Genomic DNA, 15,283 nt, shown 5'->3' on the forward strand with positions numbered 1-15,283 from the left:
AGGGTATGGCTCACGTGAAGACCGTACATCCACGCCGCTCGAGTCGCTCGAGCCACGCGGGAAGGGACGACAGCCGGTTGCGGCGCGCGTCCTCTCGAGGCTCGTGGGGAAGGCGGTGAGCCGACTGGCGCCTTCGGCCTCGCTGTCGAGCCGGTCCCGTGTCACGACAGGAAGGGATTGCCCGTCAGCCAGGAGACCGGTGTGCCGGAGCAGGGCCTCGAAATCGTTCAGGGTGGGCATGGGGGAGCGTTAGAGTCCACTTGCACTGCGTCCGCAACCAGTTGGGTCACTACTCCCCGTTGGTTGAATCTCGCCCGAACGTTTCCCTAACGTAGAATATGGAAAGCATGGCGGTGCCGAAACGACGATGAGAAACGAACGCGACCTGCTCCTGCGGGCGATCGCCATGCTGGAGCAACAGCGCCCCACCCTGGGCGACGAGGCCATCGAGGCCGCGCTGGTGGCGTTGCGCGCACGGATCGCGGCGTTGGCCTCCCAGGTGCCCCTGGAGCGCCGCCACGTCACGGTGCTCTTCGGCGATCTCTGTGGCTTCACCGCCATGAGCGAGCGCATGGACCCGGAGGACGTCAGCGAGCTGATGAACGCCCTCTGGGAGCGCGTGGACGCGGCCATCGTCCGGCACGGGGGGCGGATCGACAAGCACATCGGTGATGCGGTGATGGCGCTCTGGGGCGCGGGCGGAGCGCGCGAGGACGATCCGGAGCAGGCGCTCCACGCCGCCCTGGACATCCAGGCCCAGCTCTCCTCCTTCCTCGCCGGTCCCCCCGAGGGCCTGCGCATGCGCATCGGCGTCCATACGGGCCCGGTGCTCCTGGGCGTGGTGGGCACGCTCGGGGAGCTCACGGTGATGGGCGACACCGTCAACACGGCCAGCCGCCTGGAGCAGGCCGCGGCCGAGGGCACCATCCTCATCTCGCACGGCACGTACCGCCACGTGAGCGGGGCCTTCGACGTCGAGCCCCAGCCTCCCTTGCGCGTCAAGGGCAAGCAGGAGCCGCTCCTGGTGTACCGGGTGACGGCGGCCCGGCCGCACGCCTTCCGCCGGCAGGGCCGGGGCCTGGAGGGCATCTGGTCCCGGCTGGTGGGCCGCGAGGAGGAGTCCCGCCGCCTGCGCGACGCCCTGTCCGCGGCGCTCTCCGGGGCCGGTTGTCAGCGGGTGACGCTCACCGGCGAGGCCGGCATGGGCAAGTCGCGGCTGCTCGGGGAGTTCGAGACCTGGCTCGAGTCCCTGCCCCAGCCGCCCCGGTGCCTGCGAGGGCGCGCCAGCCCGGAGATGCGCAGGCACCCCAACGCCCTGCTGCGGGATCTCTTCTCCTTCCACCTGCAGCTCCAGGAGAGCGATCCCCCCAGCGTGGTGCGCGACCGGATGGAGGATGCCTTCCGCGAGGCGCTCGGCCCCGAGGACGCGAGCCGCAGCCGCGCCCACCTCGCCGGCTCCCTGCTCGGCTTCGACTTCAGCGACAGCCCCCATGTGAAGGGCACCCCGACGGACGAGCAGAGCCGCCGGGCCCGGGGCCTCGCCGCCCTCAGCGAGTACTTCCGGGCCCTGCTGAGCCGCGAGCCCATGGTCCTCTTCCTGGAGGACATCCACTGGGCCGATGACAGCGCGCTGGATCTGCTGGAGCGCCTGCTCCAGACGCTGGCGCCCGAGCGGCTCCTCGTGCTCTGCACGGCCAGGCCCGAGCTCTTCGAGCGGCGGCCCGAATGGGATCTGGATCCCGCCCACCTCCGGCTCGAGCTGCGGCCCCTGTCTCCGGCGGACAGCCACCGGCTGGTGGCGGAGCTGCTGCGCAAGGTGGAGGACATCCCCCCCGCCCTCCACGAGCTCGTCGTCAGCCGCGCCGAGGGCAACCCGTTCTACCTGGAGGAGCTGATCCAGATGCTCCTCGAGGAGGGCGTCATCCTCGAGGAGGGCGAGCGCTGGCGCGTGGAGCCGGGACGGCTCACCTCGCTCAAGGTGCCCTCGACGTTGAGCGGCGTCCTCCAGGCCCGGCTGGACAGCCTTCCCGTCCACGAGCGGGAGATCCTCCAACGGGCCTCGGTGGTGGGCCGCATCTTCTGGGACGAGGCGCTCGCGAGCATGGGACGGGAGGGGGCCGCGCCCATCGCGGTCCACGAGGCCCTGCTCGCCCTGCAGGAGCGGGAGCTCATCTTCGAGCAGTCGAGCCCCGCCTTCGCGGGCACGCGCGAGTACATCTTCAAGCACGCCATCGTCCGCGAGGTGGCTTACGAGACCGTGCTCAAGCGCGAGCGGCGCGCCTTCCACGGGCGCATCGCCGAGTGGCTGCTGGCGCGCGGAGGCGAGCGCTCACGGGAGCACCTCGGGCTGATCGCGGATCACCTGGAGGCCTCGGGACAGTCGGTGCGGGCGGCGGTCTACCTGCGGCGTGCGGGAGAGGAGGCGCTGGTGCTGTTCGCCAACGCGGAGGCGCGCTCGTTCCTGGAGCGGGCCCTGGCGCTGACGCCCGAGACGGACCAGGCCGAGCGCTACGCCATCGTGGCGGCGCGCGAGAAGGTCCACGCCGTCATGGGCGAGCGCCGGGCGCAGCGGCGGGACCTGGAGATGATGGAGGTGCTGGCCGACATCCTCGGAGATCCGCGGCGGCAGGCCGAGGCCGCCCTGCGCCGGGCGCTCTACGCCTCGGAAGTCGGGGAGCTGGCGTCGGGCGTGGAGGCGGTGCGCAAGGCCATCCGGCTGTCCCAGGAGACGGGAGACGTGGCCAGCGAGGCGCTCGGCCACCTGCGGTGGGGACGGATGTTGAGACACCACCAGGGAGACTTCGTGGGCGCCCGCAACCACTTCGAGCGCAGCCTGGTGCTGGCGGAGTCGGCGAGGCTGGCGCACCTGGAGGTGGAGAACCTGCTCAACCTCAGCGCGGTCATCCACGAGACGGGAGACATGGCGACGAGCCTCGCCTACATCCAGCGGGTGCTGCCCTTCTGCCGGGCGATGGAGGATCGCTGGCTGGAGTTCTCGGCGCTGCGACACCTCGCGTACGTGCGCAAGAGCCTGGGGCAGTACGTCGAGGCCCAGGTCGACTTCGAGCAGACGCTCCAGTTCAGCCGGGTGATTGGCTACCGGTTCTGGGAGTGCGTGGACCGCTGCAACCTGGCGCTGCTGCACTATTTCCAGGGGCATGCCTCCACCGCGCTGGAGCTGGCGGATCAGGCCTTGCGCATCGGCCAGGAGATCGGCAGCACGCGGTACCAGGGCTTCGCGTGGATGACCCGGGGCCATGCGCTGGCCGCCCTGGAACAAGCCCCGGAGGCCCGCGAGGCCTACCTGCGGGCCCGGAGCATCCGGGTGGCGGCGCGGCTGCCGCACCTGGAAATGGAGTCCGTCGCGGGACTGGCGGCCTTGGCGCTCACCACCGGCGAGGTGCGTGAGGCCCTGGCGTACGTGGAGGAGATCCTCGCGCACCTGGAGCGAGGCGGGAGGCTGGATGGAACGGAGGAGCCCTTCTGGATCCGGCTGGTCTGCTTCCGGGTGCTCCAGGCCCATCAGGACTCGCGCGCGAAGGGAGTGCTGGAGACGACCCACCGCCACCTCCAGGACTGGGCCCGGAGGCTCCACGACGAGGGGCTCCGGCGCTCGTTCCTGGGCATCACCGCGCACCAGCAGATCCTGCGGGAGTGGCAGCACCTCGCGAAGACCGGCTAGTGCTCACATGATGATGCAGACGGGTGGACCATCAAATGGAACAGCCCCCGCTTCTCCAGCAGCTTCTGTGTGCGCCAGGCGAGCGCAACGTGCTCGGGATTGCTCGGGGTGAGCCGCTCGGGGGTAAGGGTAACGAGCGTTCCCTTCTCTTCCACCGGCTCTACGCGCACGGGCGCAGGCAGGGCAGGCACCTCGCCCCGTTCCCGCGAGAAGTACGTCATCCAGCCCACGAAGCAGCCGAGCCGACTGCCGCCGGAGAGCTCGTCCCATAGTCCGTCCGCCGTCGCCACTGCCCACTCTGGCTCCCAGGCCACAGCAACGGCACGCATGGCACCAGAGACGACAGGCTCCGTGACTACGCGCTCCTGACCCAGGGACTCCTTGGGGAAGAAGATCCAGAGACGGTTCGGTGAAAACTCCGCCTTCGACCCACAGGCGAGCATGACCATTCCGCCCCGGCCCTGTTCCACGTGCCCGGTCCAGGCGTCGAACGCAAAACCGTCATCACCAAGCTGGTACTTCTCGCGGCCGAAGAAACTCACGAAGGTGTCGCGGGTGGGCTCGAAGCCGAGTTGAAGGGCCTTGCGAGCGGAGTTGCTCTTCTCGTACCAGCGGGCGAAGTCGGGATGGCACTCCCCAAGGAGGCGGAAGAACGTCTCCGCCCGCCGTGCGCACTCCTCGGCCGACTCTGGGCGGTGCCCCCAATACGCTTTGATTCCGTACCTCTCGCTCATGCTTGGCAGCCTCACTTCACCGGTTGAGTGTAAACCACCTCGATGGAATGAAGACCATCAGCGTCGAAATGCTTCCGAAGCACGGACACCATCCGCGGCTCGGCGACGTGCCAACGGATTGGCCGCCCGGCAGCCACCCGAAACTGACGCCGGGCCTGCTTCACCAAATCCCCGATGCCCTCGTAGAAATCGTGCGTGGGGTTGAGGTCCTCGTCGAACCACTTCTGATACCCGCGCGCCTTGCCCTCGAGCAGCGTGCCCGTCTTCGGATCAAATCCGTCGAAGTCCGCGACGTCGTTCCCGCGCGTGACCCTGTATGCCCACCCTTTCGGGGCCCCGGTCACCTGGGCCTGGTAGTCCCGGGCCTGCTCCGACATGCTGGAGGTGTCCTCAATCCACTGCCCGGGCCCGCCAACCGGTGGCCACCCACCGCCTCCCGCGCCCTGGGCGCCGGTATTGGCCATGTGCAGGACGTAGGTGGCACTCAGCGCTGGCGCCGCCGCGGTGACAACGCTCCCCACGGGCACCGCGACCAACCGCACCGCCAGGAGCCCATCGCCCGTGAGCGACAGCAGGGGCACCGTGAGGCTCCCGAGCTTACCGCCCCAGGCCGCTACCTTCGCCGTGCCAGCACCGGCCGTGCCCACCGCCAGCACCGCGCCCGTGGCAAGCCGCGACACCGTGCGCACCTTCTCAGCGTAGGGCTTGTAACGGAACTCCTCCCACAACTGCGGCGAGTGCTCGTAGAGCTGCCTCACCGCGCCCGGCAGCTGCGCGAGCCCCTCCAGCGTCTCGCCCGTGTAGAACACGAGCCGATAGAGGCCTTCCACCATGTCCACCACGGCGAGCACCGCCCCCTCGGCCACCGACAGCGCCGGGTTGTCGTCGGGCTCGTAGAGGCCCGCCGGACGCGCCCCCTTCGGCACCTCAAGCCCCTGGTCCACTGGGAAGAGGCGCTCGCCCTCGATGGCGTAGAACGGCCCCACCTCGAAGCGCCCGGCCCGGAGCGTGCCATCCTCCGCGAGCACGACTTGGCCGGCCTTCTGGACCGCGACCCCCGTTGTGGCCCTCACCAGGTATCCGTCCGGACGCAGCACCAGCAGCCGCGAAAAGCGCCGCATTCGCGCGTGGAGCTCATCCCGCGTCACAACCTCGCCGCCAGCGGCCACCTCCAGGAGCAGGTGCGCCGCCATCCTCCGGAGCCCGAAGTTGCCCAGTGTCAGCGGCGTGGAGAGCAGATGGGGCAGCAACTCCATCGCCTGCTGGGGTGCGAGCGTGCGCCCGTCCTCAGGCAACGCCGTGCTGGGGACACCTGCCTGCGCGAGGAAGCCCTGATGGTAGTCGAGCGTCATGGGCACCTCGAAGGGCCGTCCGTCGCCTACTCCATCGGGCCATCCAACGCCCTTCCCCACCAGGTCCTCCTCCTCGTCGGCCGTGCTCACGCGCCACGCCCGATGCCGGACCTGCCCAAGCGCCCCGGCACCGTCGGCAACCACCACCGGAACCCCGGCCTCGCGGCCCCCGACCTCCACGGCAGCACCCTCCAGGTCCTCGTCAGCGCTGAGGGCCCCCGATGCCGACGCCGCCAGGGTGTGGCTCTCGACCTCCTGTGACCTGAGACTGACCCCCTGCACCCGCCACCGCTGTCGCCCGCCCCCCAGGTACCCGCCCATCGGGAAGCCCGTCGCGCACGCCGTCTGCAAGAAGAGAACGATGAGCCCAAAGGCGCCTACCCGGCTCCGGCACTCCTTCACCATGATGGTGGCCTCTCTCCCAGGTGCAACAGCCCTCGAGGATATGCCACTACCCTCTCAACCCAGCACCTCGCGAAGACCGGTTAGCTCACGCTCTCGGCGCTGTAGCGGGCGATGAGGCCGGTGCGCACGGCGTGCCGGTAGACACGTGTGAAGAACCAGCACGCCAGCAGGATGTAGAGCACCGCGAGCCCCACGCCCCACAGCAGCGTGGTCCCCGAGAACACACCACCCGAGACGATCGTCCGCATGCCCTCGAAGACGTAGGACGGCGGCAACAGGTGCGCGATGACCTGCATCCACTCCGGGAGCGTCGCGAGCGGGTAGAACACACCCGCGAACGGCGAGACCACCGCAGGAATGGGCCAGACGAACCACTCCGCGGACGGCCCGAGCCGCAGCACGATGGCGCTGCCGAAGATGCCCAGGGCGATCCCGAACAGGAAGAGCACGAACAGGAACGGCACGAGCAGGATGCCGTAGGAGAACAGGGACAGCTCGAACACCGTCCCCGCCACGATGATCATCACCACGAGCCCGACCGAGCTCGTCGCGATGCTCGTGAGCACCAGCCCGCCGACGTACTCCGAGATGGACAGCGGCGTGGCGAAGACATTGAGGAAGTTGCGTGACCACACGTCCTCGAAGAACGCCATCGTCACGCCCTGCATGACCCGGGTCAGGAAGTCCCAGAGCAGCACCGCTCCCAGGAGCGACGGGACGAAGTCGAGGCCGGAGCCGGACACGGCATTGAGGTACCGGGTGATGAAGCCCCACAGCACGATGTCGATGGCCACCCAGACGAAGAGTGGGAAGACGCGCGAGGGGCTCCCACGCAGCAGGTAGAACTGGCGGAGGATGATGGCGGCGGCGCGGTTGAGGAACATGACTCAGGCCTGCTCCAGCGCGAGCGGCTCGCGCGCCACGGTGATGAACAGCTCCTCCAGCGTCGCCTTGCCGTGCTCGCGAGGCAGACTCCTGGGATCGCCCTCGAGCAGGATCTTCCCGTGCGAGACGAAGAGCACGCGGTCGCAGACCTCCTCGACCTCGTACATGTTGTGCGAGGTCCACAGCACCCCGCCCTCCCCCTGCGTGGCGAACTCGCGGATCCGCGCGCGGATGTCGCGCGCCGTCGAGGGATCCAACGAGGCCGTCGGCTCGTCGAGCAGCAGCAGCCGGGGATGGTTGATCATGGCCTTGGCCAGGGCCACCCGCGTCTGCTCTCCCGAGGAGAGCACGCCGCACTTCACGTGACGGAAGCGCACGAGGTCGAACTGCACGAGCAGCTCCTCGATGCGCTTCGACAACCCCTTCACGCCGTAGATGAGGCCGAAGACGCGCAGGTTCTGCTGCACGGTGAGATTGCCGGGCAGGGGCGCGTAGACGGCGGCGAAGTTGGTGCGCGCGAGCGCCTGGGAGCGGCGCTTCGAGAGATCCACGTCCTCGATGCGGATGGTGCCCGAGCTCGGCTCGAGCACACCGAGGACCATGTTGATGGTCGTGGTCTTCCCGGCGCCATTGGGCCCCAGGAGCCCGACGATTTCATTGCGGCCCACGTCGAACGAGATGCCGCCGACGGCGACGGTGTCACCGTACTGCTTGCGCAGCTCCTGGACCGAGAGGACCTTCGATGCGGAAGGCATCCGCCGCCCATAACCCACTCGAAGGCCCTTGGCGAGACAGCAGCGCTACGCGGGCAGCGTTCCGTTACCGGTGGAGATGATGTCCGCGAACTGCTTCACCTTCTGGACATACGTGGCGTCACCCGTGCCCGCGGGGATGGCGTTCGGGTTGGAGCGATCGACGCCGTTGGGGCCGGAGTTGTAGGCGCGCAGGGCGAGATCCCAGTTCCCGAACTGCTCCTTCATGTCCTTCATGTAGTAGGCGCCCGCGAGGATGTTGGTCTGGGGATCGGAGAGGTTCTTGCCCTGAAGCTCGGGGTACTTGGACTGGAGCTCCTTGAAGGTGTTGGGGTTCACCTGCATCAGGCCGGTGTCCGTCAGCCCGTTGCCCCCGTTGGTGGAGACGGCCTCCAGGTTGCCACGCGACTCCTGCCAGATCTGCGCCGCCAGCATGGACGCCGGCACGCCCGTCTTGGCCGCGGCGGACTCGATGGAGTCCTTGAACTTCCCGAGGGCCGGCGGCATCCCGGCGCCCAGGCGCGCGTCGCCCGAGATGGGGGCGCTCTCCCCGGGTGACTCCGTCCCCAGCTTGGAGTCGGCCGAGAAGCTGTCCGCGAAGGGCGACAACCCGGACTCCGAATCGAGGCCCAGGGACTCCCCGAGTCCCTCGAGCTCGGAGCCCTGGAGCGCCTGCAGCACCTGCAACGTCTCGATGATGGCCGAGGCTCCCTGGAGGAACTGCTCCCACTGCGCCCCGCGCTGCGGACCCGCGCTGAAACCGTCCTGCTGGAGTCCCAGCGCTCCGCCCGGGCCCCCCTTCAGCCCCGGCGGGGAGAGGGCCTCGGAAGGCGTCTGGACAACCCCGCCCACACGGGCGGTGGCCACGTCCTGCTGCGGGATACGGCAAGCAACCGGATTCTGGGAGATGGGGGAGAGAGCCATGGCGGTCATTCCTTTGGGAGTCGGGTGGCGATGCGGCCCCGCGAGGCCGTCATGCCCTGACCCAAAGCACGACCCGTGCCAGTCCCACGCGGCAGGGAAACACCCGTGGATCGGGCGTGCCCTGGTGACTCCAGTCAGTCCTTGGAGCCATGTCCCCTGGTGACAGGAGGCATCCCTGATGACTCCCGTCACCACCGTGAACTACCCTGCTCGCGGGGGGCCGGCCCTTTGCCTTGGGGGAATGATGAACGCCATGAAGTACCTGGTTCCGGCCCTCCTCGCTTGCGCCCTGTCCCTGCCAGGCTGCGGGCCGAGTGAACTCGAGCCCACCTCCTACGCCACCCGCACCTCCCAGCCGCTCGTGCTCCCGGGCTCCAAGCCCGTGCCCATCCCGAGCGTCCCCACCACCAATGCGTCCTCGGACCCGTCCGTCCCCATGAGGGTGAATGGAACGTGGCTCTTCGTGGCGGACGATGGGGTCTCCGGCCGCGAGCTGTGGAAGACGGATGGCACTCCCGCCGGCACCGTCCTCCTCAAGGACATCCGGCCCGGCGCCAACTCCTCCTCGCCCTCCTTCCAGGTGAGCGTGGACGAGGTGCTGTTCTTCCTCGCCGACGACGGCACCCACGGCTTCGAGCTGTGGAAGACGGATGGCACCGCCGAGGGCACCGTCCTCGTCCGGGACATCCTGCCCGGATCGAACAGTTCGGCTCTCGGAAACCTGACGAATCTCAACGGGACCCTCTTCTTCGGCGCCGACGACGGCACCCACGGCCGCGAACTGTGGAGGAGCGATGGCACCGCCGAGGGCACCGTCCTCGTCCGGGACATCCGGCCCCGCTCGAACAGTTCGGATCTCGGGAACCTGACGAACATCAATGGGACTCTCTTCTTCGCCGCCAACGACGGCACCCACGGCGTCGAGCTGTGGAAGAGCGATGGCACGCCGGACGGCACCTCCCTCGTCAAGGACCTCCAGCCAGGCGCGGCGAGCTCGTGGCCCCATGCCCTGATCGACTTCAACGGCGCCGTCTTCTTCGGCGCCAACGGATTCAGCACGGGTAACGGGCTGTGGAAGACGGATGGCACCGCCGACGGCACCGTCCTCGTCAAGGATCTGCCCACCAGCTCGGCCCACGTGGACATGCACTCCCCGCTCATCGTGAACGGCAGCCTCTTCTTCCTGTGGGACACGGGCTACTACGCCAGGCCCGACTACGAGCTGTGGAAGACGGATGGCACTCCGGCCGGCACCGTCCTCCTCAAGACCTTCCCCTCCCCCCTATTCGACAGTACGCTCGCGCAGCCCAGGTTCCTGACGGACGTCAACGGCACCCTCTTCTTCTCCGCGAGCGACGACGCCCACGGCATCGAGCTGTGGAAGAGTGATGGCACTCCGGACGGCACGAGCCTCTTCGAGGATCTCCAGCCCGGTCCGCTGGGCTCGCAGCCCACGGAGCTGCGGGTCGTGGAGGGGACGCTCTTCTTCTCCGCCTGGACCGGGGCGACGGGACGCGAACCGTGGAAGACGGATGGCACCACAACCACCCTGGTCAAGGACCTCACGCCCGGTCCGGAGGGCTCGGAGCCCCGGTTGCTGTCGTACTCCGACGGCACCCTGCTCTTTTCCATCCTGGATGCCTCGGTGGGCCGCGAGCTGTGGAGGACGGACAGCTCCTTCACGGACACCGTCCTGCTCCAGGACATCGCCGTCCAGAAGCTCTCCTTGAGTCCCCAGGAACTGACCCGGGTGGGCGACACCCTCTTCTTCACCGCCCACGACATCGCCTTCGGCAGGAGACCGTGGAAGCTCGAGCCCGGCTCGCTCACTCCCACCCGCCTCTCCTTATCCTCTCCCAATCTGCCCGTGAACACGGGGAACCTGAAGGAACTGAACGGCCTGCTCTTCTTCACGTCCGGCCGGAACGGGGGTCCGGGGGGTGATCTCTGGAAGAGCGATGGCACCCCCCAGGGCACCGCCATCGTCAAGAACCTCGGGGACTACGGCTACGCACAGTCCGGACCGCTGACGAGTGTGGGCAACAGCCTCTTCTTCATCGGTGTCAACTACGGATTCGATCCGGTGATCTGGACGAGCGACGGCACGGAGGCCGGTACCACCATCGTCATGTGGTTTCACCAGCGCATCAACCACTCCTTGCAGCCGAGCAATCTGACGGAATTGGATGGCACCCTCTTCTTCAACCTCGAGGCCTCGGGTTCTGGCACGGAGCTGTGTAAGTACGACGGCCTCCCCAAAAGCTACCAGCGAGTGAAGGACATCAACCCCGCCGTCTGGGGGTCCTCGGAGCCCCAGGAGCTGACCGTGGTGGGCCACCACCTCTTCTTCTCCGCCGATGATGGCACCTCCGGTCGCGAGCTGTGGAAGAGCGATGGCACCGAAGAGGGCACCGTCCTCGTCAAGGACATCCACCCCGGCTCGGGCCCCTCCGAGCCCCAGCAATTCCTGAGCGCCGAGGACACCCTCTTCTTCTCCGCGGATGACGGCACCTCCGGCCGCGAGCTGTGGAAGAGCGATGGCACCGCCGACGGCACCGTCCTCGTCAAGGACATCTACCCCGGCTGGGGCTCCTCCGCCCCCCAGGCGCTCGCGCGTGTCGGCGGCGTCCTCTTCTTCTCCGCCGATGACGGCACCTCCGGTAGGGAGCTGTGGCGCTCCGACGGCACCCCTGACGGCACCTTCCGCGTCCGGGACGTGCGCCCGGGCCCCGAGTCCTCCTCGCCCACAGCCCTGACGGATGTGGCGGGTACGCTCTTCTTCTCCGCCAACGACGGCGTCCACGGTGCCGAGCTGTGGCAGAGCGATGGCACCGAGGCCGGCACCCTCCTCGTCGACGACCTTCGCCCCGGCCCCCAGGGCTCCTCGCCCCGCGGCCTGTTGCATCTGCCCGGCAGGCTCGTCTTCCTCGCCGATGACGACACCCGCACCGGTGAGCTCTGGGTGCTCGCCCTGCCACGCATCGCGTGCCCCGCTGGCCAGGTGGTGGAGACCCGTAGCGACCAGGGCGCCGCCGTCTCCTACCCTCCCGCCCAGCCCGTGGACGGTTCCCCCCAGGAGGCTCGCATCGACTACAGCCATGCCTCCGGTGCCACCTTCCCCGTGGGCTCGACGACCGTCACCGTCACGCTCCACGAGGAGGGCCGCGAGCCCGAGAGCTGTACCTTCACCGTCACCGTGCGCGCCCTCCCTCCCCAGGAAGACCCCCCCAAGGAGGAACCCTCCGAGCACGACGGGTGTGGCTGCGCCTCGGGCGCTCCGGGTGTCACCGGGCTGTGGCTCCTGCTCGCGCTGGTGCCCCTGAGCTCCGGCCGGCGGCGCGCCAGCCGGAGCTGACGGGCCTCGGAAAGCGGAGACACGCCCTCCGCGATGAACTACCTTGCTCGCAGGGGGCCGGCCCTTTCCCTTGGGGGAATGATGAACGCCATGAAGTACCTGGTCCCGGCCCTCCTCGCGTGCGCCCTGTCCCTGCCGGGCTGCGGGCCGAGTGCACCCGAGCCCACCTCCCACTCCACCCGCACCTCCCAGCCGCTCGTGCTCCCGGGCTCCAAGCCCGTGCCCATCCCGAGCGTCCTCACCGCCAATGCGTCCTCCAACCCCTCCGACTCCGTGAGGGTGAATGGAACGTGGCTCTTCGTGGCGGACGATGGGGTCTCCGGCCGCGAGCTGTGGAAGACGGATGGCACTCCGGCCGGCACCGTCCTCCTCAAGGACATCCGGCCCGGCGACGGCTCCTCCTCGCCCTCCTTCCGGGTGACCGTGGGCGGGGTGCTGTTCTTCCTCGCCGATGACGGCACCCACGGCTCCGAGCTGTGGAAGACGGATGGCACCGCCGAGGGCACCGTCCTCGTCCGGGACATCCGGCCCGGCCCGAATGGCTCATCGATCGATGACCCGACGAACGTCGACGGGACCCTCTTCTTCACCGCCAACGACGGCACCCACGGTTCCGAGCTGTGGAAGACGGATGGCACCGCCGAGGGCACCGTCCTCGTCCGGGACATCCGGCCCGGCTCGGAAGACGCGAATCCCGACTACCTGACGAATATCAATGGGACTCTCTTCTTCGCCGCCAACGACGGCACTCACGGCGTCGAGCCGTGGAAGAGCGATGGCACGCCGGACGGCACCTCCCTCATCAAGGACCTCCAGCCAGGCACGGAGAGCTCGTGGCCCCACGCGCTGATCGACTTCAACGGCGCCGTCTTCTTCGGCGCCACCGGAGCCAGCTCGGGTAACGGGCTGTGGAAGACGGATGGCACCGCCGACGGCACCCTCCAGGTCAAGGACCTGCCCACCAGCTGGGTCTACGTGAAGATGCACTCCCCGCTCATCGTGAACGGCACCCTCTTCTTCCTGTGGGACGCGGGCGCCGGTACGCCCGACGGCTACGGGCTGTGGAAGACGGATGGCACCACCGACGGCACCGTCCTCCTCGAGGCCTTCGCCTACGCCTACTCCGGCGATACGCTCGCGCGGCCCAGCGCCCTGACGGACGTCAACGGCACCCTCTTCTTCACCGCGAGAGACGCCACCCATGGCGTCGAGCTGTGGAAGAGCGATGGCACGCCGGACGGCACGGGCCTCGTCGAGGATCTCCAGCCCGGTCCTCTGGGCTCGCAGCCCACGGAGCTGCGGGTCATGGAGGGGACGCTCTTCTTCTCCGCCTGGACCGAGGCGACGGGACGCGAGCCGTGGAAGACGGATGGCACCGCGACCACCCTGGTCAGGGACTTGATGCCCGGTCCGGAGGACTCGGCTCCCCGGTTGCTGTCGTACTCCGACGGCACCCTGCTCTTCTCCGTCCTGGATCCCTCGGTGGGTCGCGAGCTGTGGAGGACGGACAGCACCTTCACGGACACCGTCCTGCTCAGGGACATCGCCGTCCAGAAGCTCTCCTCGAATCCCCAGGAGCTGACCCGGGTGGGCGACACCCTCTTCTTCACCGCCAACGACATCGCCTTCGGCAGCAGACCGTGGAAGCTCGAGCGCGGCTCGGTCACGCCCACCCGCCTCTCGTTCCCCTCTCTCGAGCCGCTCCTGAACACGGGGAGCATGGAGGAGATGAACGGCCTGCTCTTCTTCAGATCCGGCCGGAACGGGGGTTCGGGTGGTGATCTCTGGAAGAGCGATGGCACCCCCCAGGGCACCGCCATCCTCGCGAACCTCGGGGACTACGGCACCGTGCAAGCCGGAGAGCTGACGCGTGTGGGCAACCGCCTCTTCTTCACCGGTCTCGACAGCAACTACAAACAGGTGCTGTGGGAGAGCAACGGCACGAGGGCCGGTACCACCATCGTCATGAAGCTCATCCATCGCTCCATCTCCGCGGATCCGAGCAATCTGACGGAAGTGGGTGACACCCTCTTCTTCACCCTCTGGTCCGGGGGGATCGGCACGGAGCTGTGGAGGTACGGCGGCCCCTCCGCGGGCTACCAGCGCGTGAAGGACATCAACCCCGCTTCCTGGGCGTCCTCGGAGCCCCGGGAGCTGACCGCGGTGGGCCACCACCTTTTCTTCTCCGCCGATGATGGCACCTCTGGTCGCGAGCTATGGAAGAGCGATGCCACCGAAGAGGGCACCGTCCGCATCAAGGACATCCACCCCGGTGCTGGCTCCTCCGAGCCCCAGCACGCCCTGAGCATCGAGGGCACCCTCTTCTTCTCCGCCGATGATGGCACCTCCGGGCGCGAGCTGTGGAAGAGCGATGGCACCGAAGAGGGCACCGTCCTCGTCAAGGACATCCACCCCGGCTCGGGCTCCTCCGAGCCCCAGGCGCTCGCACGGGTCGGCGGCGTCCTCTTCTTCTCCGCCGATGACGGCACCTCGGGCAGGGAGCTGTGGCGCTCCGACGGCACCCCCGACGGCACCTTCCGCGTCCGCGACGTGCGCCCGGGTCCCGAGTCCTCCTCGCCCTCCGCCCTGACGGATGTGGAGGGCATGCTCTTCTTCTCCGCCGACGACGGCACCCACGGCGCCGAGCTGTGGCAGAGCGATGGCACCGAGGCCGGCACCCTCCTCGTCGACGACATTCGCCCCGGCCCCCAGGGCTCCTCGCCCCGCAACATGTTGCAACTGCCCGGCAGGCTCGTCTTCCTCGCCGATGACGACACCCGCACCGGTGAGCTCTGGGTGCTCGCCCTGCCACGCATCGCGTGCCCCGCTGGCCAGGTGGTGGAGACCCGCAGCGACCAGGGTGCCGCCGTCTCCTACCCTCCCGCCCAGCCCGTGGACGGTGCCCCCCAGGAGGCTCGCATCGACTACAGCCATGCCTCCGGTGCCACCTTCCCCGTGGGCTCGACGACCGTCACCGTCACGCTCCACGAGGAGGGCCGCGAGCCCGAGAGCTGTACCTTCACTGTCACCGTGCGCGCCCTCCCTCCCCAGGACGATCCCCCCAAGGACGACCCCTCCAAGCACGACGGGTGGGGCTGCGCCTCGGGCGCTCCGGGTGTCACCGGGCTGTGGCTGCTGCTCTCGCTGCTGCCCCTGACCTCCGGCCGGCGGCGCGCCAGCCGCGGCTGACGGGC

8 protein-coding genes are annotated in these 15,283 nt (G+C 68.8%); 3 read left to right on the forward strand and 5 right to left on the reverse strand.

Annotated elements, in window-relative coordinates:
- Nucleotides 1-367 precede the first annotated feature (367 nt).
- Nucleotides 368-3,682, forward strand: coding sequence for an ATP-binding protein (locus NR810_RS08670; protein WP_257450063.1), 3,315 nt, complete (start codon nt 368-370; stop codon nt 3,680-3,682).
- Here NR810_RS08670 and NR810_RS08675 read toward each other — a convergent pair.
- The 5 genes from NR810_RS08675 to NR810_RS08695 all read right to left on the reverse strand — a co-directional run bounded on the left by NR810_RS08675 (nt 3,679) and on the right by NR810_RS08695 (nt 8,734).
- Entirely contained in the window at nt 3,679-4,416 is a 738-nt protein-coding gene (locus tag NR810_RS08675; RefSeq protein ID WP_257450065.1) for an immunity 52 family protein, read from the reverse strand. The genes NR810_RS08670 and NR810_RS08675 overlap by 4 nt on opposite strands.
- An 11-nt stretch (nt 4,417-4,427) precedes the next feature.
- Nucleotides 4,428-6,173 (reverse strand): restriction endonuclease fold toxin 5 domain-containing protein, encoded by a 1,746-nt coding sequence (locus tag NR810_RS08680; protein WP_257450067.1) that lies wholly within the window; start codon nt 6,171-6,173, stop codon nt 4,428-4,430.
- Nucleotides 6,174-6,253: 80 nt separating this feature from the next.
- Entirely contained in the window at nt 6,254-7,057 is an 804-nt protein-coding gene (locus tag NR810_RS08685; protein ID WP_257450070.1) for an ABC transporter permease, read from the reverse strand.
- 3 nt (nt 7,058-7,060) lie between these two features.
- Nucleotides 7,061-7,813: an ABC transporter ATP-binding protein gene (locus NR810_RS08690; protein ID WP_257450072.1), complete on the reverse strand. Its 753-nt coding sequence runs from the start codon at nt 7,811-7,813 to the stop codon at nt 7,061-7,063.
- 45 nt (nt 7,814-7,858) lie between these two features.
- The gene (locus tag NR810_RS08695) at nt 7,859-8,734 is read right to left on the reverse strand and encodes a lytic transglycosylase domain-containing protein (RefSeq protein WP_257450074.1); all 876 of its coding nucleotides are present in this window, start codon (nt 8,732-8,734) and stop codon (nt 7,859-7,861) included.
- A 253-nt stretch (nt 8,735-8,987) separates the two neighbouring features.
- Between NR810_RS08695 and NR810_RS08700 the strand changes: the two genes are divergently transcribed.
- Entirely contained in the window at nt 8,988-12,089 is a 3,102-nt protein-coding gene (locus NR810_RS08700) for an ELWxxDGT repeat protein (RefSeq protein ID WP_257450075.1), read from the forward strand.
- A 90-nt stretch (nt 12,090-12,179) separates the two neighbouring features.
- A complete protein-coding gene (locus NR810_RS08705; protein ID WP_257450076.1) occupies nt 12,180-15,278 on the forward strand; it encodes an ELWxxDGT repeat protein in 3,099 nt (1,032 codons plus the stop codon).
- Nucleotides 15,279-15,283 lie beyond the last annotated feature (5 nt).

The sequence above is a fragment of the Archangium lipolyticum genome, from assembly GCF_024623785.1.
GTDB lineage: Bacteria > Myxococcota > Myxococcia > Myxococcales > Myxococcaceae > Archangium > Archangium lipolyticum.